Annotated in this window: 15 protein-coding genes and 4 pseudogenes; 7 read left to right on the top strand and 12 right to left on the bottom strand. The window is 54.0% G+C overall.

Annotation, left to right across the window (positions count from 1 at the left end; translation table 11 throughout):
- The 7 genes and pseudogenes from yidC to dnaK form a co-directional block, all read right to left on the bottom strand.
- Positions 1–1,137 carry a membrane protein insertase YidC gene (yidC, locus tag DO97_RS05555; protein ID WP_036531622.1) on the bottom strand — a complete coding sequence of 379 codons (1,137 nt, stop codon included), beginning with the start codon at positions 1,135–1,137 and terminating at the stop codon, positions 1–3.
- A 67-nt stretch (positions 1,138–1,204) separates the two neighbouring features.
- Positions 1,205–1,597 (bottom strand): PH domain-containing protein, encoded by a 393-nt coding sequence (locus DO97_RS05550; protein WP_036531620.1) that lies wholly within the window; start codon positions 1,595–1,597, stop codon positions 1,205–1,207.
- Positions 1,569–1,971: pseudogene (gene rnpA / locus DO97_RS05545) on the bottom strand (ribonuclease P protein component). The gene DO97_RS05550 and the pseudogene rnpA overlap by 29 nt, the downstream one beginning before the upstream one ends.
- Before the next feature lie 11 nt (positions 1,972–1,982).
- A complete protein-coding gene (rpmH, locus tag DO97_RS22005; RefSeq protein WP_072016370.1) occupies positions 1,983–2,123 on the bottom strand; it encodes a 50S ribosomal protein L34 in 141 nt (46 codons plus the stop codon).
- A 73-nt stretch (positions 2,124–2,196) separates the two neighbouring features.
- Positions 2,197–2,742, bottom strand: a complete 546-nt coding sequence (locus DO97_RS05540) for a DUF2808 domain-containing protein (protein ID WP_036531619.1) — start codon at positions 2,740–2,742, stop codon at positions 2,197–2,199.
- A 79-nt stretch (positions 2,743–2,821) separates the two neighbouring features.
- A pseudogene (locus tag DO97_RS05535) lies at positions 2,822–3,839 on the bottom strand (DnaJ C-terminal domain-containing protein).
- Positions 3,840–3,921: 82 nt separating this feature from the next.
- Entirely contained in the window at positions 3,922–5,994 is a 2,073-nt protein-coding gene (gene dnaK, locus DO97_RS05530; RefSeq protein ID WP_036531617.1) for a molecular chaperone DnaK, read from the bottom strand.
- Positions 5,995–6,114: 120 nt separating this feature from the next.
- Here dnaK and DO97_RS27415 point away from each other — a divergent pair, with 120 nt between their 5' ends.
- Positions 6,115–6,246: a hypothetical protein gene (locus tag DO97_RS27415; RefSeq protein WP_275574948.1), complete on the top strand. Its 132-nt coding sequence runs from the start codon at positions 6,115–6,117 to the stop codon at positions 6,244–6,246.
- 2 nt (positions 6,247–6,248) lie between these two features.
- Here DO97_RS27415 and DO97_RS05525 read toward each other — a convergent pair.
- From DO97_RS05525 to yqeK, 3 genes and pseudogenes are all read right to left on the bottom strand, one after another.
- A pseudogene (locus DO97_RS05525) lies at positions 6,249–6,690 on the bottom strand (CGLD27 family protein); the annotation flags it as partial.
- A 5-nt stretch (positions 6,691–6,695) separates the two neighbouring features.
- Complete coding sequence (gene rsfS, locus DO97_RS05520) at positions 6,696–7,121, bottom strand: ribosome silencing factor (protein WP_036531615.1); 426 nt, start codon at positions 7,119–7,121, stop codon at positions 6,696–6,698.
- On the bottom strand, positions 7,118–7,711 hold the full coding sequence (gene yqeK / locus DO97_RS05515) for a bis(5'-nucleosyl)-tetraphosphatase (symmetrical) YqeK (protein ID WP_239651489.1): 594 nt from the start codon (positions 7,709–7,711) through the stop codon (positions 7,118–7,120). Before yqeK ends, rsfS begins: the two co-directional genes overlap by 4 nt.
- A 327-nt stretch (positions 7,712–8,038) precedes the next feature.
- On the opposite strand from yqeK, the gene DO97_RS22000 reads away from it, so the two are divergent.
- The 5 genes from DO97_RS22000 (at position 8,039) to DO97_RS05495 (ending at position 14,681) form a co-directional block, all read left to right on the top strand.
- A complete protein-coding gene (locus tag DO97_RS22000) occupies positions 8,039–9,052 on the top strand; it encodes a serine/threonine-protein kinase (RefSeq protein ID WP_072016368.1) in 1,014 nt (337 codons plus the stop codon).
- A complete protein-coding gene (locus tag DO97_RS25965; RefSeq protein WP_239651488.1) occupies positions 8,958–9,653 on the top strand; it encodes a toll/interleukin-1 receptor domain-containing protein in 696 nt (231 codons plus the stop codon). The genes DO97_RS22000 and DO97_RS25965 overlap by 95 nt, the downstream gene beginning before the upstream one ends.
- Entirely contained in the window at positions 9,587–10,687 is a 1,101-nt protein-coding gene (locus DO97_RS25960; RefSeq protein WP_239651487.1) for an AAA-like domain-containing protein, read from the top strand. The genes DO97_RS25965 and DO97_RS25960 overlap by 67 nt, the downstream gene beginning before the upstream one ends.
- A gap of 9 nt (positions 10,688–10,696) precedes the next feature.
- Positions 10,697–14,233: an AAA-like domain-containing protein gene (locus DO97_RS05500; RefSeq protein WP_052128430.1), complete on the top strand. Its 3,537-nt coding sequence runs from the start codon at positions 10,697–10,699 to the stop codon at positions 14,231–14,233.
- Positions 14,234–14,447: 214 nt separating this feature from the next.
- A complete protein-coding gene (locus tag DO97_RS05495; RefSeq protein ID WP_036531613.1) occupies positions 14,448–14,681 on the top strand; it encodes a hypothetical protein in 234 nt (77 codons plus the stop codon).
- A 26-nt stretch (positions 14,682–14,707) separates the two neighbouring features.
- Here the strand turns inward: DO97_RS05495 and DO97_RS05490 are convergent, their stop codons facing one another.
- Positions 14,708–14,929 carry an Hfq-related RNA-binding protein gene (locus tag DO97_RS05490; RefSeq protein WP_036531611.1) on the bottom strand — a complete coding sequence of 74 codons (222 nt, stop codon included), beginning with the start codon at positions 14,927–14,929 and terminating at the stop codon, positions 14,708–14,710.
- A gap of 189 nt (positions 14,930–15,118) precedes the next feature.
- Here DO97_RS05490 and dapF point away from each other — a divergent pair, with 189 nt between their 5' ends.
- Complete coding sequence (gene dapF, locus DO97_RS05485) at positions 15,119–15,964, top strand: diaminopimelate epimerase (RefSeq protein WP_036531609.1); 846 nt, start codon at positions 15,119–15,121, stop codon at positions 15,962–15,964.
- 79 nt (positions 15,965–16,043) lie between these two features.
- Here dapF and DO97_RS05480 read toward each other — a convergent pair.
- A pseudogene (locus DO97_RS05480) lies at positions 16,044–17,271 on the bottom strand (AmpG family muropeptide MFS transporter).
- Positions 17,272–17,343 lie beyond the last annotated feature (72 nt).

Genomic DNA, 17,343 nt, shown 5'->3' with positions numbered 1-17,343 from the left:
TTAGGCCTTTTTCTTAGCGCGTTTGGGCTCAAAGGGTATAGGTTCAGCCTCTGCTTTTTCTTGCTTGCGGCTTTCTTCATCCACAATCTTTTGTAGATTTTCGGGCAATGGCTCTCGGGAAAGAATGAAGGTCTGAAGGGTTTGGAAGATGTTGGCGATCACCATATACATCAACACCCCAGCCGGTAAGGGGAAAAACAAAAACATCCCCGAAAAAATAATCGGCGTAATCTTATTGACGGTGTCTTGCTGGGGATTACCACTGGGCCCCTGACCTGCCAGGATTTGGTTGACGTACAGGCTCACCCCAAAGAATAACACCATGGCCAGTACATCCCAGTGAATAGTCCCGTCTGGTTCATAGGCACCCACCCGACCCAGGGCTTCAATAAATAGGAACCCCTTATCCGCTGCTAAACCAGGAATCGTGCCTTGGAGGGTGACCTCCCCAGGCTGGAGCGCTTTTAAACTGCCATCTTCATTCACCTGGAGCAGTTCCTGACCCTTGGTCACCTGCCAGTGGGGGTGCAACTGGGTCTCTGGATACTCCGTCAGCAGGGTACTTAAGGACTTACCCTCCACCGATTGAAATTCCACCTTGGTGGTTTCCCCCACTGTGAGGCGATTGCCCCCCGGTAACAGCGCCACCACCGGTGCATGGACACCATCGGAGAGATAGATATTTTGCGGAGCGGTCGTAAATGCCTGCGGTTGGACTTGGGTGATCTGCTCCTGGGGAAGGATTTGCAGATTCACACTGTAGTTGATATCCGAAAAGGGTGACCCCCGCAGGGTTGCGAACAGGGCAAAGAGCACGGGCATCTGCACTAAAAGCGGTAAACAGCCTGCCAAGGGATTGCCAAACTCTTTGTAGAGCTTGCTCATTTCCTCTTGCTGTCTTGCCGGATCACTCTTGTACTGTTCTTGAATGGCTTTCACCCGCTTTTGCATCACGGGTTGAGCCACTTTCATGCGCCGCATACTGCGAATCGAACCAGCACTCAAAGGATAGAGGGCAAACCGAATCACCAGGGTCAACGCGACAATTGCCAAACCATAGCTGGGCACAATCCCGTAGAAAAAGTCTAGGATTGGCAGCATTACGTTGTTGGAGAGAAAACCGACACCAAAGTCCATGCGTCCTAAGTCAACCTATGCGCCGTTTGCTGAATCTACTTTAATCGAATCACTGCTGTCCGCAGCACTAGGATCCCAGAGAGCCACTGGCTTTCTGAGCTTTGAGCGACAATTTGGTGTTGATGTACTCAAACACATCTCGAAACTTGGGAACCGCTCTCATTTCTAAGCGACTCCCATCCTTGAGGGTGATCACCATGTCCCCCCAGAGACCCAAACCGCGCGGTACTTTGACGATTTTGCTAATTTCTGAATAAATGATATCGGTTCGCTCACGACCCATCCACCCCCCGGTCACCGAGATGCGACGGCTGGTAATGCGATATCGCAACCACAGAGCACGGACAACAGCTCCCACCGTTAATGGCAAACAAATCACGGTAAATCCCAGCAGTACATTGAGAATTAAATCACCAATGTGAGGGCCGCCTTCAAAATACACATCTTCTCGAATGCCCATCGATCACCTCAGCTGTTACCAATAACTGCTCTAATTCTTGCAAAAAATCATGGTATTCGCACTCCTTTGCTTCGGGTCGCACCACGATGACCAGTTGCCATCCGGGGGAGAGTTTTTGGCAGTAGCTGGCGAAGCACAGCTCGAATCCAGCGTTTAATCCGGTTTCGGACCACGGCTAGCTTGCTGACTTTGAGACTGACCGAGATGCCAAACCGGGTGGGTAACTTAGCAGCACCAATGGCGGAGGCAGCATGGCTATCGGTCTGGCGTAAGGCTCGCAGGGTAAGATGGGAGGCTGACCACCGCTGACCGTTTTGGTAGACGGCGCTGAAGTCCTGTCGCCGCCTCAGTCGATGGGCTTGAGGCAGGGACATGTTGTCCCACGCTAAGCCACTGTTAGACGCAGCCGTCCTTTGCGTCTACGGGCTTTCAAAACTCGCTGCCCATTCTTGGTTCGCATCCGAGCACGAAATCCAGAGGTGCGTTTACGTTTGCGGCTAGTACCGCCGAGAGTGCGCTGGGTCATAGGGAGGACGTCTCATCCAAATCAGTAGGAATTGGCTTAAAATGCCACGATTGTCTATCTTATCACTGAGATCCTAACCAATGTTCAAAATCCAGGTGCCAATGTAACGGAGCAGGGGCAGGTCTCCGGGGGTTTGGATCTGGCAATTGAAGTTAAAGATGCCTCCTGGAGAAGGATTCAGGACATTAGAAAGAATAATTTCAACATTGCTACTGGCTGGAATTGGTTCTTTGAGATAGATCAGCAACATGCGATTTTCCTTATCCCAATTGACTTCTTGGATTGGCAAGCGTTTAAGAATTTTGGGGCCTCCAAAGGAACTGCTATTAGAGGTCAAGGCGACAGCCACAGCCTTGGGATCAAATTCTCCCTGGTAGTAGTCGGGATAGGAAATGGCAATCTGGGCGATCGCCAGCTTGACCTTTTTGGAGGGGATGCGTAGACGATAGCGATCCCAAACACTGGGGACGCCACCAAAGTCCAGGCGGAAGGGCAATTGGTTTTCCGGTTGGACATTCCCGAAGAGGGTGACACCGGGGAGTCCCTCCGCTAAGGAGGCGACCGTAAATCCAGTGAGCAGACAACCAGAGAGTGCCAAGACGGAGAAGAGGGACTTCATCAAACGTTTCATGGTGATTCAGGATAGGGCGGTAAGGAGCGATGGGAGCGTTGGACAGACATTGAACCAGCAGTAATGCCTATCCCAGCAGCCCCAGACGTGGGTTAAAGGTTTCCAGGCGACGGAGTTTTTCGTAAAGTTCTCGCTCTTGGGGATCTAATTCCCGGGGGGTGACAATTTGCAATTCCACAATTTGATCGCCGCGATGCTCGGAGGGCGATCTCTGACCCTCGCCCTCATTGGGATAGCCTTTATTTGCCAACCGTAGCCGTTGCCCAGAGCGAATACCAGGGGGAATGGTCATTTTCACGAGCCCGTCCAAGGTGGGTACCTCAACTTGAGCTCCTAACACTGCTTCACTGGGGGTAATCGGGAGTTGACATTGAATATCCCAGGTTTCTAGTTTGAAAAATGAGTGGGGGGCAACATCAATTTTTAAGTATAAATCCCCCCCATTCACCCCCTGTCCCTTGAGGCGAATCCGTTGACCAGACACCATGCCAGGGGGCATATTCACCTCCAGCGATCGCCCATCCTCTAAGCGAATTCGCTCTCGACCTCCCTGGTAGGCTTTTTCTAGGGGTAAGGACAGACGGGCTTCCGCATCCCGACGGGTGGGGCGGGCCACGGTATAGGCGGTTTTGGTGGTACCGGGGCGATAGGAGTCCCGATCGGTGGAACGGGGGGGTAGGGCTACTGCCTTCCCGGCGATTCAGGAGTTGATCGACAAAGGTATTAAAGTCAGGAAACTGGCTGAAATCAACCTCTTCCGCCTTCACCCGCTCACTGCCGCGATGCTCGGAGAGTGGTCCTTGACCATCGCCCCAGGCAGTGGCGTTGCGAGGAGCCGTGCCACTTTGAAACCCCTTCTGTTTCCAATAACGACTGAATTGGTCGTACTGCGCCCGTTTGCCCAAATCTGAAAGGACTTCATAGGCTTCGCCGACGGTCTTAAACTTTTCCTCAGCGGTTTGATCCCCTGGGTTCAAGTCGGGATGAAACTGGCGAGCCAGCCGTCGATAAGCCTTTTTAATTTCCTCAACGGTGGCATCTCTGGAAACTCCCAGAATCTCGTAATAGTTCCGAAAGTCCTGCATATAAGTAGATTAAATCAATAAACGGCAACTCCCCTGGGTTGGCCAAACCTGGAACATCCGATGGTGAGACCGATCCGAACCCCTAGAACCAGTCGTCATCCTCCTCATCCCAACTTTCTTTCGGTTTGCTGGGGCGACTCTTACTGACACCATAACCAGGCGATCGCGGGGATAGACTGGAACTAGGGCTGGGGCGATAGTCAGGGACTGCTCTCCGGGCATCGCGGCGACTGTTGTCTCCAGAATAGCTGGGGAAGCTTTCCTCGGAGGTGCGGCGCTTCTCACCGGAAAACGTCCGGCGGATGGAACCGAACAGGTCATCGTCCTCCTCTTCTTCACTGTAGCGGAGCGAAACTTCCCGACTCAGGTCATAAAGGGCATCCTGAAGATAGGACTGTACCCGATCCATAGCGGCATCATCATCCCGGGTAATACTATCCCGCAGATCCTCTACCAGGGGTTCAATCCGCCGTCGATAGCTGCTGGTAAACTGCATACCAAAATCCAGGGTGGCTTCCCGCAACTGTCGTTCCGCTTGATGGGTCAGGGCATCGGCACGGTTGCGCTTCTCAATCCGCTCCCGTTGCAGTCGATCGATCTCGGCAAATTTTTCGGCATTCTGGATCATCTGCCGCACTTCTCCTTCCCCGAGGGTTGAGGCACCCTGAATGGTGAGGCTCTGTTCTCGACCGGTGGTGCGATCCAGAGCCGTCACTTGGAGGATGCCGTTGGCATCAATGTCAAAGGAAACCTGAACCTGGGGGACACCTCTGGGAGCGAGGGGAATCCCAGTGAGCTTAAACCGCCCCAGGGATTTATTATCCGTCGCCATCTCCCGTTCTCCCTGCAAAACATGAACTTCCACTAGGGTTTGATTATCTGCCGCTGTGGAAAAGATATCGGAGCGGCGAACGGGGATGGTGGTGTTGCGGGGTATCAGCTTCTTCATGACCCCACCAATGGTTTCCAGCCCCAAGGACAGGGGGGTGACATCGAGGAGCAGCACATCCTTGACCTCTCCAGCCAAGATACCCGCCTGGATAGCGGCTCCCACGGCCACGACTTCATCGGGATTCACGTTCTGATTGGGTTCTTTGTCAATCAAGCCCCGCACCAGCTGTTGCACGATGGGAATGCGAGTCGAGCCACCCACCAAGACCACTTCATCGATCTGACTGGGACTGAGACTGGCATCGGAGAGGGCGCGTTTGACTGGTGATCGCAGCCGACTGATCAGATCACTGCATAAGCCCTCAAATTGAGAGCGAGTTAACCGGGTTTCCAGGTGCTTAGGCCCATCCTCGGTGGCGGTAATAAACGGCAAATTAATGTCAGTGACCGTCACCCCTGAGAGTTCGATTTTGGCCTTTTCGGCCGCTTCCATCAGTCGCTGCAAAGCCTGGCGATCGCGGCGCAGATCCACCCCCTCGGTTTCTAGAAACGCCGTCGCCAAAAAATCCACAATCTTTTGGTCAAAATCGTTGCCCCCTAACTGGGTATCGCCACTGGTGGCCTTGACCTCAAACACCCCATCTCCAACTTCTAAAATCGAGACATCAAAGGTGCCACCGCCCAAGTCAAAAACCAGAATGGTCTGATTATCTTTGCGATCGAGTCCATAGGCTAGGGCTGCCGCCGTTGGCTCATTGAGAATCCGCTTCACCTCCAGTCCGGCAATTCGTCCGGCATCCCGGGTTGCCTGCCGCTGGGAGTCGTTGAAGTAAGCCGGAACCGTAATCACCGCTCCGGTCACAGGCTGTCCCAGGTAGCGGCTGGCTTCATCCGCCAATTTCCGTAGCACCATTGCCGAGAGTTCTTCCGGGGCAAACTCCTGATTCAGCCGGGGACACTTGACTTTGACATTCCCTGCCTCATTGCGACGCACCGAATAGGCAACCCGTTTCGAGTCCGGTGAGAGTTCGGCGTAGCTACGGCCAATAAAGCGCTTAACACCATAAAAAGTATTTTGAGGATTCAGAACAGCCTGCCGACGGGCCATTTGCCCCACCAACCGCTCCTCCTCCTTACTAAAGCCAACGACAGAGGGAGTTGTCCGCATCCCTTCTGAGTTTGCAATGACAACTGGCTTTCCGCCCTCCAGGACGGCAATAACTGAGTTGGTCGTCCCCAGGTCAATGCCAACCACCTTACCCATGCGTACTCCTGGCGTCTCACCATCCAATCAATTCAGCATCCAATGAGCTTACAACGGTTGTCGCTCTGTCGGTTAACCCAATCTACCCACATCCCTTGTTAAGGGTTGTGATGATTTTTGATGAATTTATTCTATCTTGCTCCTGAAGTGGTGAAGGCAAGTGCTGTCCCCATCATGCTGGTGGTTCCAGCGGCTGCTACAGCCCGTACCAAAGTCCCAGCCCACCCAGGACTGCCCCTGCTAAGGTCATAAAACGTGCGATGGAGCCGCTGTAAAACTCGGCTGAACCTCATAGCTGACAATCAGGCGATCGCGCACCAGCACATCAGCGGGCTTAGACCAGAGCTGTCCATCGTACCAGCCGGACTCTTCATAAAAGACCAGGGGATTCAGCAGGCGACTGCGGATATAAAGCCATCCTAGGTATAACCGCAGGAGCACCAATATCAGCAACAGGGTGGAACCCGCTGCCCCAAGGAGGAGAAATTGCGCCAAATGCTTCCTGGGGGAGAAACTCCCTGCCGAGATGGGTCCAGTCAGCAACCAGCTCCAGCTCCAGAGGCACAGGATGCGGGTGGAGTAGGGTGTTAGCTCTAGGGTCGCCCAGCGAAAAAAACAAGAGTCTCGCAGGCATTGGTACTCCTGGATCGGTTGTTGCTCCAGAGGCACCGGACAGACGGCAACTGGTGATTCCATGGCTGTTAGCTCCCAGGGGTGGGTGCAAACGGAATTCGCTCTGCATGTCCCCAAAAGGCTTCCAGATTATAAAATTCTCGTTGCTGCGGCAGAAAGATATGGACAATTACATCTCCATAGTCTTGGAGAATCCAGGTGCCATCGGCCTGCCCTTCCGTTCGCCGAGGGGAACGCTGCCATTGTTGCTGCGCCCTGTCTTGGATGGCGGCGGCAATTGCCCGCACCTGCGCCCGAGAAAATCCAGTCACCAGGACAAAGTAATCTGCTAGATAACTAATGCCGATAACCTGCAAGATTAGAATGTTGCCGCCCTTACGATCGTCCGCCGCTTGGGCGATCGCCACTGCCAAGCCTTGGCTGTCATCACTGCGGACTGGATTCGAAATACTCACCAAATTAGGGCGAATTGCGGCACTTAGATCCTCTATCATCGCTGGTTTTCTGCTTTGACTGCAACAGTCGGAGTTTTGCCAGTCACCTGCATTGCCCAGTTACGGGTGGCAATGGTCCGAGGATGAATCAAGCAGCGCCTGCCAAAGAGGAGTTCCATGGATGCTTCTGCCGTTAACCAGACCCCCTGATAAAGATTCTCTCGACTGATCTGACGTAACGACTGCAACGCAGGGTTATCCCCCCGCCCTGGTTCTAGACTATCGGCGAGATAGACCACACAACTGAGCGGTGGCATCTCGGGTTGCCCCAGGGTATGGTGGCGAATGGCCTGTAAAACGGCCTCATCAACCACCCCAAACTCGTTTTGGGCCACAATGGCGCTGATGTCAGCATGGAGCAAATGCGGGTTATCTACCAGGATCGGGTCTAATTCTATGTCAGCTGAGCGAGCCATTTTTAAGAGCCGCTCTGGTTTAAAGTATTTTGCCAAGTCGTGCATCAGTCCTGATTGGGCTGCTTGATCTACATTTAACCCGTGCTGGACTGCCAGTTCCACCGCCATCGCTTCCACACGCAGAATATGATTGAGTCGGGACGCAGGGACATTAGCGGCCAGCCAGTCCAGCACTCCTTGCCGAAACGACGCATCCCAGATGGGGGGAGAGGCCGCGTGACAGGGGGTGGGGTCAGGGACTTAGACATAGGGGCAGGGAGCCAGAACAGTTGACAGCGGCAGGTTGAGGGCGATCGCCTCCCATCTTAGCTCAATTTTACATTGGGTGAGTTGGGGGCAAATCTGCTGGGTCAGTGAGAAAATCGCCCACCCGGTTCATGGCAGATGCCTCTGGGATGAGGATAATTCAGGGGGTGGCAGCAGCCCTCACCCATCCCAAGGCATACTGGAGAATCTCGCGACCTTCATGTTTGATCATGCAGCAATCAGGGGAGTGCGATCATGTTAGGCCAATTACTCGGCGGCCGCTACCGGGTTCTGCGCGTTTTGGGTGCGGGCAGTTTCGGCCAGACCTACCTGGCGGAAGATACCCATCGACCCGACACCCCCAAGTGTGTGGTCAAACACCTGAAACCCGCCATTCACGAACCCGACTTTTTACCGATCGCCCGCAGTCTGTTCAAGAAAGAAGCTGCAACCCTGGAAAAGTTGGGTAGTCACGATCAGATTCCCCGACTCCTGGCCTATTTTGAGGAGGAGCAGGAGTTCTACCTTGTCCAGGAATTTATTGAAGGTCGGCTGCTGCGGGCAGAACTGCCAGCGGGCCACTGCTGGGCAGAGGCTCCGGTTGTACATCTGTTGCAAGAAGTTTTAGAAATTCTGGAATTTGTCCATCAGCAGGGAGTCATTCATCGGGATATTAAGCCTGATAACCTGATTCGGCGACAGTTAGATGGTCGCTTGGTCTTAATTGATTTTGGCGCTGTGAAACAAGTGCGGGTGTCAGTAGATGCCCAGGGACACGTCATCGGCCAGCCAACGGTGGGTACGATCGCGATCGGCACTCCGGGCTATATGCCTGCTGAACAATCCCAAGGACGCCCCCGCCCCAACAGTGATATTTATGCCCTCGGCATGATCGGCGTTCAAGCTCTGACAGGTCTGAACCCAACTCAGTTCCGGCAAGATGGTCAGGGTGAAATTGACTGGCAAAAACAGGCGATCGCCAGTGATGCCCTAACGACCCTTCTCAGCAAGATGGTGCGCTATCACTTTCAAGAGCGCTATCAGACCGCTACGGAGGTGCTGCAGGCGCTACAACAACTGACCCAATCCCCTGGTATATTGCGGCGGTTTGGTAAGCTGTTGCGGACTCCCCTCGGGGAGCTGATGCCCAAGTMCCCCCCCGACGGCTCCCGCCTTGCCATCCTCAGAGGCTCCACAGCTGCCAGAGCCAACGCTCCCTTCCCACGTTCACCCTGTTTCTACCTCCCCGACCCTGCTGCCCACCCCTGACCATCCTCTGGTGCTGAGTCATCTAGCCCCAGACAACCGCCCCGCCAAGATTTTTATTAGCCATCGGCAGTTAGAGCCAGAGTTGAGCTTAGCCCAGGAGTTTGGCGATGCCTTCACCGCCGCAGGCTATGTCGTTTTTATCTCTGGGCAGAGTATGCAATTGGGGGCAGGCTGGGCACAGCGCGTCAATGCAGCCCTGCGGGAGTGTGACTATTTTCTGCTACTCCTGTCACCCCAGTCGGCCAATAGTGAAATGGTGCTGGAGGAAGTCCGCACCGTCAAGGGACTCCAGGCAGAACGTGACGATCGGGGGCCGATGATTTTGCCGATTCGTCTCAATTTCCCCCTCAGTGTACCCCTCAACTATGAATTACGGGGATACCTGCATCGGGTACAGCAGCGATTCTGGCGCACCCCCGCTGACACAGCGGCGCTGGTGCAGGAAGTGCTGGATTTGCTCATGGAGAACCGCCGGAGTAGCGTCCCTCCAGAGGAACCAACGACCACCGGAACCTTGCCGACCGTTCCCCCCCCGTGCGCCCGAAGACGGATGCGCCTCCCCTGCCAGTGGCAGAGCCTGAACTTCCGGAAGGGCAGATGAGCTTAGCCTCCGCCTTTTATATCGAGCGTCCCCCCATTGAAGCCCGCTGTTATGAAACCATTGTCCAGCCCGGCTCCCTCATCCGTATTAAGGCTCCTCGCCAGATGGGCAAGACCTCTCTCATGGCTCGCATTCTCCATCAAGCTGCCCAACAGGGCTGTCGCAGTGTGCCCCTCAGCTTGCAACTGGCAGATGCCAGAGTCTTTGGCGATCTGGACAAATTTTTACGCTGGTTGTGTGCCAGTCTGTGTAGACGCTTACAGTTGCCCAATCGACTGGATGAATATTGGGATGGTATTTTTGGGAGTAAGTACAATTGCACGGTTTATTTTGAAGAGTACCTGTTGCCTGCGATCGCGGGGCCGTTAACCCTGGGGCTGGATGAAGTCGATCGTGTCTTTGCCTACCCTGAAATTGCCAGTGATTTTTTTGGTCTGCTGCGGGCTTGGCATGAAGAAGCCAAGAATCGGGATATTTGGAAGCAGTTACGGTTGGTGGTTGTCCACTCCACCGAGGTTTACATTCCATTGAACACCAATCAGTCGCCCTTTAATGTCGGGTTGCCCGTGGAGTTACCCGAGTTTAGCAATGAACAAGTTGCCACCCTGGCGCAGCTCCATGGCTTGGACTGGCACGAGGGGGAGGTGGAACAACTCACGGCGATGGTGGGTGGTCATCCCTATCTGATCCGCCTAGCGCTCTACCACATTGCCCATCAGGACGTAACTTTGGCACAGCTCTTAGCGGAGGCTCCCACCGAGGTGAGTCTGTTTCGGGATCATTTGTATGGTCACCTGTGGAATTTGCAACAGCATCCAGAGTTGGCAGCAGCTTTCCGTACCCTGGTGGCAGCAACTGCTCCTGTGCAATTAGAAGCGACGGCTCTGTTTAAGTTACATAGCCTTGGTCTCGTCCGGATCGAAGGGAATCAAGTGAAGCTGCGCTGTGATCTCTATCGTCAGTACTTCCGGTTCACAGGGGCTAGTCTCGCACCCCAGCTGCCCCAGACCACTGGTCAGCCCCCTGGGTCTTAGGAGATCAGGATGACGCGATCGCCGTTGCCGTCTCCCATGGTGGATCAGTACCAGGTCGGTGGCAGTCTGCCCATTGATGCTGCTACCTATGTTGTGCGACAGGCGGATCAAGATCTCTATGAGGCTTTGCAGGCCGGGGAATTCTGCTATGTGCTCAACTCCCGCCAGATGGGGAAATCGAGTCTGCGAGTCCACACAATGCAACGTCTCCAAGCTGCCGGGATTGCCTGTGCCGCCATCGACATCACTAAAATTGGCAGCCAAAATATTTCCCCCGATCAGTGGTATGCCAGCCTTCTGGGAGCCTTGGTAAATACCTTTGCCTTGGGCGATCGCTTTGACCTGCGTTCCTGGTGGCGAGATCGGCATCTGCTAAGCCCTGTCCAGCGCTTAAGCGATTTTGTGGACAGTGTTTTACTCAAGCAGATGACCCAAAATATGGTCATTTTTATTGATGAAATTGACAGTGTTCTGAGTTTGAACTTCCCCATTGATGATTTTTTCGCCTGGATTCGCTCCATTTATAACGACCGGGCAGACCAAAAGGGCGATCGCCGTCTCACCTTTGCTCTGTTTGGCGTTGCTACCCCTTCCAGTCTGATTCAAGATAAGCACCGTACCCCCTTCAACATTGGGCGAGCCATCCAACTTCAGGGGTTTCAGATCGGTGAAGTCCAGCCCCTCGCCGATGGACTTGTGAGCAAAGCTGCTCAGCCCAAGATCGTGCTGCAATCGATTCTTGACTGGACAGGTGGTCAGCCCTTTCTCACCCAAAAATTGTGCAAATTGATTCTCTACACCTGGCATTGGATTCCGCTAGGGGAAGAATCCGCCGCTGTAGCAGGATTGATCCAAACCCAAGTTTTAGACAACTGGGAAGCCCAGGATGAACCCGAGCACCTAAAAACCATTCGTAACCGTCTGCTCAAGGATCAACAGCGTACCGGACGGTTGCTGGGACTCTATCAACACCTGCTACGTCAGGGAGATATGCCGACCAACGACAGCACCGAACAGATGGAATTGCGGCTGTCTGGACTGGTGGTCTTAGATCAAGGTGTGATTCGAGTTCACAATCGCATCTATGCGGCTCTCTTTACCCTGGAATGGGTGGAGCGGGAACTTGCGAGCCTGCGCCCTTACGCCGAAGCGTTTCAGAGTTGGTTGGTAACCAATGGTGCTGATGAGTCCCGATTACTGCGAGGGCAGGCACTGCGAGATGCCCTGAGTTGGGCGACCAACAAGAGTCTCAGTGATCAAGACTACCAATTTCTCAATGCCAGTCAGGATTTAGAAAATCGTGAGGTGCAACTGACCCTTGCGGCGGAGCGGCGAGCCAAGCAGACAGCGGAAGAAGCCAATGAAATCTTGACCCAGGCTCAGTTCAAAGCCATGGGGATTTTGCGGGGAGCTTTTGTCGGTCTTGGCTTGGTTTCGGCTGTGACCGTGGTGGCGATCGCTATTGTGGTTCGGACCACGAAAGACTTGCAAACGTCCCGGGTCAGTCTAGAGCTGGAGCAGGCTGGGGTGCTCAATCTCCAACAATTTCAAGCCAGTGAAATCGAAGCCCTCCTCAGCGCTATCCAATCGGCACAAGTCTTGAAATCCCTGCTCAAGCCCTACCAACGCTTAGAGACCTATCCCACCACAAAGCCGCTTCTGGTTTTACAAACGATTCTGGATAACATCCACGAGCGCAACCAGTGGGAGGGAGAGCAGGGGAGCATCTCTAGCAGTAGCTTTAGTCCCGACGGCCAAACCTTAATCACTGGAGGGGGAGATGGGACGGTGCGGGTTTGGACACTCACAGGCCAACTACTGTTCAAGTTTTTAGCCTCCACGGACGGGATTAGCCGACTGGCCCTCAGTCCCGATGGTCAACACTTGGCCACTACTAATGAGAAGGGCAACCTACGAGTCTGGGATCGATCTGGCCGCCAACTTACAGCGGAAAATCCGGCTGCAAGTCCGATCAACAGTCTCCGTTTCAGCCCCAATGGACAATCTCTGGTAACGGCAGCCACAGACGGCACGGTTAGCCTTTGGGATCTCTCAGGCAGAAGACGCCAGCAATTTCAGACACAGCAAGGATCGGTGAACAGTGTCAGCTTCAGTCCCCATGGGCAACAATTGGCAACCGCTGGCAGCAACGGCACCGTCAAACTCTGGAGCCTATCGGGGCAACTCTTCCGACAGTGGCATGGGCATCTCAACCAAATCCGAGGTCTGAATAGTGTCAGTTTTAGCCCCAATGGGCAACAACTTGTCACAGTAAGTGAGGACGGCATTGTGCAAATTTGGAACTTGCAGGGCCAACAACTCAATCAGTGGCGCGGCAGTCAGACCCCTCTTTACAGTGTCAGTTTCAGCCCTAATGGACAACGCCTCGTCACCGTCGGCGAAGACAGCACCGTGCGTCTCTGGGATTTAACTGGGCAACAACTGGCCGTCCTGCGGGGACACGAAGGTCTGATTGGCAGTGTCAGCTTCAGTCCCAACAGCCAACATCTGGTCACGACAGGCCTGGATGGCACGATTCGGCTGTGGGACTTTTCCAGACCTCTCGGTCAGCAGTGGCAAGGGAAGCATCTGGGGACATGGAGTGTCTCCTTCAGTCCCAACGGCCAACAGTTACTGACCGGTGGCAAAGATGGCGTGGCTCGGCTCTGGAATCTGCAGGGGCAGGAACTGGCAAAGTTACTCGGTCACAGCGGCGGTGTCAACAGCGTAGCCTTTCGCCCCGATGGGCAGCAGCTAGCGACGGCAGGGCAGGATGGGACGATGCGATTCTGGAATCTGCAGGGGCAGGAGCAGCGCCGCATTCAGGGACATCAGGACAGTATCTACAGCATTAGTTTCAGCCCCGATGGGCAAAAACTAGCCTCCGTCGGCAAAGATGGTAGTGCCAAACTCTGGGATCTTAAGGGACAGCTACTCACAACCTTTCGAGGCCACCAAGGGCCAGCCTGGAGCGTTAGCTTTAGCCCCGATGGGCAAAAACTAGCCTCCGTCGGCAAAGATAGTCGCGTTCATCTGTGGAATTTACAGGGTCAATCCCTAGCGAGCTTCAATGCAGGCCAGGGGTGGCTGGCGAGCGTCAGCTTTAGTCCTGATGGGCAGCAGTTAGCCACGGCTGGCAAGGATGGCACAGTACATCTGTGGACGCTACGGGGTCAGGAAATTGCAAAGTTTAGAAGTCACCCCAGTGGTATTTTAACTGTGAGTTTTAGTCCCGATGGGCAACGGCTGGCAACGGCAGGTCAAGATGGCACCGTTCGTGTCTGGACCCTCACAGGTCAACCTGTGGCTCAACTGGACGGACATCAGGGGGCAGTTTACAGCCTGAGTTTTAGCCCCGATGGACAATCTCTTGTGAGTGTGGGACAGGACGATACTATCCGGCTGTGGCGGGGGGGAGGATTGGATCAACTTTTGACACGGAGCTGTCAATGGTTGCAGGGTTACTTTGTGGCCCATCCAGCGGCAGACCCCCCCCGTGCTATCTGCCCTGAAAGTAGAACAGTTGCCAGCAAGTATCCAGCATAGCTGATGGATTTGAGTCAGCATTAAGTAGGGTTAAGGTTATGGGTGCCATCAGTTTTTTTAAATGGTAAAAGTAGGGTGTTGTTTGTCTGGAAGACTGCAACTCAATGTCCAACATTGGGGTTTTGTATACCCTCCGAGGTTCTGAGGAATGCACTACCCCCACGGGTCTTGAACGCAGTGCCCGACCCCATGACCTTAGAAGGAGTGACTGTCAATGTCGGTTCAGTATTGTCAATATATTCCTGAGTCTGTCCAAAAAGTCTTGTTCAAGATGTCTGTCCAGGGGACTCCGGATCGCAAGCACGAAGTTGTCGAGTTTCTGGGCTCTGATGAGCCTGCGAAGAGTCGGGATGTAGAACTTGACTATACTTACTGCACCTGGTTTGACGGTTGCTACTATTGCCTGGATGCCCATCAGAACTGGCATCAGGTTAAGTGCTACGTCTAATTTGCACAGGATGGGAACTGGCCGCCTCAGTGTGGTTTGACATAGGCGATCGCCTGTCGCCAGATCAGCGTTTGCTGATGATCGTTACTATTCTCTAAGCAAATACAATTGGCATCTTGCCAGAGCATCTTGCCATGGAGCTGATCATTGGTCATCAGCTTCACTTCTACTTCTTTGCTCTCTCGAATTAGTTTGAGAATTTGGCGAATGCTGGGTAAGCCTGCTTCCGCCTCGACTGATAAAGACATAGATGCTTCCCTCAAGTGACAGGTTCTAGATTTAGCCTACTTTAACTGTGCCTAGCCCGGAATTGATCGGGGACTGGATTCTCCCCCCGCCCAGGACAGATAGCCTTTCCATGGGCATTTCTGGGTGGGTTAATGTCGTTGTCTGAGCAATTTTGTTACAATCCATAACTGTTGTTGGGTAGCGGTGCAATGGCAATTCCCTTTGCGAAATATCATGGCTTAGGCAATGACTTTATCCTGATTGATAATCGCCACAGCCCGGAGCCTAGCTTGACTCCTGCCCAAGCCATTGAGTGGTGCGATCGCCACTTTGGCATTGGGGCAGACGGGGTGATTTTTGCCCTCCCCGGCCAGATTGACAGCGACTACACCATGCGCATCTTTAACTCAGATGGATCTGAGCCTGAAATGTGCGGTAATGGCATTCGCTGTTTGGCTCAGTTTCTTTCCACCCTAGAGGGGAAGCAAGGGAATGTCCAAGTACTTAGCTATCGAATTCAAACCCTGGCGGGGGTGATCATCCCCCAAATCCATCCCCAGGGGCAAGTCACCGTTGACATGGGGACACCGCGATTGCTGGCGGCAGAAATTCCCACCACCCTCGTCGCTGCGGATCAAAAGGTAACCGATCAGCCGTTGCAGGTTGCCGATCAGATCTGGCAGGTCACCTGTGTCAGTATGGGCAACCCTCACTGCATTGTCTTTGTAGACGATGTGGCTGCGATTCCCCTGGAAATTTTGGGTCCTGAGTTTGAGCACCACCCTGTCTTTCCCCAGCGAACCAATATGGAGTTCATTCAAGTCGTGGGGTTGGACTTACTGAAGATGCGAGTCTGGGAGCGGGGGGCTGGGGTAACCCTCGCCTGTGGAACTGGAGCCTGCGCGGCGGTCGTAGCTGCTGTCTTAACGGGTCGTTGCGATCGCCGTGCAACGGTGGAACTCCCCGGTGGTTCCTTGGAAATTGAGTGGTCACTGGCTGACCAACATGTTTACATGACGGGCCCGGCTCAACTCGTGTTTACAGGGGAGCGTTAGCAGCGAACCCCAGGGTTCCAAAACCTCCGCCTTATTCCTGCTCTCGGGGTTTATGGGTGTATTGTTGGGTCAGTCGGAATTACCCATCCTCGTCCATCAGAGGTTCTGGCCTCGGGGGCTGGGAATGCCACGGGGCAAATAGAGGTAACAGCAATAACCCAGGCATCGCCGCCAGGACTGAAATCAGAAAAAACCAGCGGCCAGCCTGTGATTTCGACGAGGCGACCTGCCGGAGCCACCAGAATATCCCGACTCACCGCCATGAGGCTAGACAGCAGCGCAAACTGAGTCGCAGAAAAGCGTTGGTTACACAGGCTCATCAGGAAGGCCACAAAGGCTGCGGTTCCCAATCCTCCACTAAAATTTTCTACATTAATGGCACTCACCATCAGGGGATAATTTTGCCCCACTTGAGCCAGGGCAAAGTAGCTCAGGTTACTACAGGCCTGGACACCACCGAAGATCCAAAGGGCGCGATGAATGCCAATTTTACTCAGGATGGCACCCCCCACCAGAACTCCCACAATGGTTGCCAGTAGACCCATCCCCCCTTGAATCGTCCCAATATCAGTCTGGGTGAATCCAGTAGCCAGCAGGAAGGGGGTTGCCATATTGTTGACAAGGGCATCACCAAGCTTGAATAGCACAATGAACAACAGGATGAACCCTCCCCGGAACTGACCTTGGCGGTGGAAAAATTCAATCAAGGGGAGGCGAATCGCATCGGAAAGAGATTGGGGCGGTTGATCAATCAAGCGTGGCTCGGGAGCCCAAATAGCCGCCAGTAACCCAATCCCCATCAGCCCTGACAACAGCAGGTAGACCACAGGCCAGGAAAGATGATCGGCCAAGATCAGTGCCAAGGCTCCGGTGACCAACAAGGCCACGCGATAGCCCAAAACAAATACAGCGGCTCCCGCCCCCATTTCCCGTTCCTCTAAAACATCCGTGCGATAGGCATCAGCGGCAATATCCTGGGTGGCGCTGAGGAAGGCAATCAGGAGTGCATTGATTGCTAACCATTGCAGCGCTTGGGTTGGTTTTTGCAGGGCCATGGCGGCGATCGCCAAGAGTAATCCTACCTGGGTCACCACCAGCCAACCCCTGCGTCGTCCCAATAATGGCAGCGTGAAGCGATCGAGGAACGGCGACCAAAGGAATTTTAGGGAGTAGGGAACACTAACCAGGCTAAAGGCACCGACGGCGGTCAAACTCACCTGTTCCGTCGTCATCCATGCCTGTAAGGTGCGGCTCGTGAGGAACAATGGCAATCCAGAGGAAAACCCTAACAGCAGTAGCGCCGCCATTTTGCGGCGCTGGAAAACCTGGAGAAATGACTGGGTAACCTTCACGCTAGACGCTCTCCCGATGGCTATAGC

The organism is Neosynechococcus sphagnicola sy1 (genome assembly GCF_000775285.1).
In the GTDB taxonomy this organism is placed as follows: Bacteria; Cyanobacteriota; Cyanobacteriia; order Neosynechococcales; family Neosynechococcaceae; genus Neosynechococcus; species Neosynechococcus sphagnicola.
Note: the sequence above shows the minus strand (reverse complement) of the source record. Positions and strands in the feature narration are given on the sequence as shown.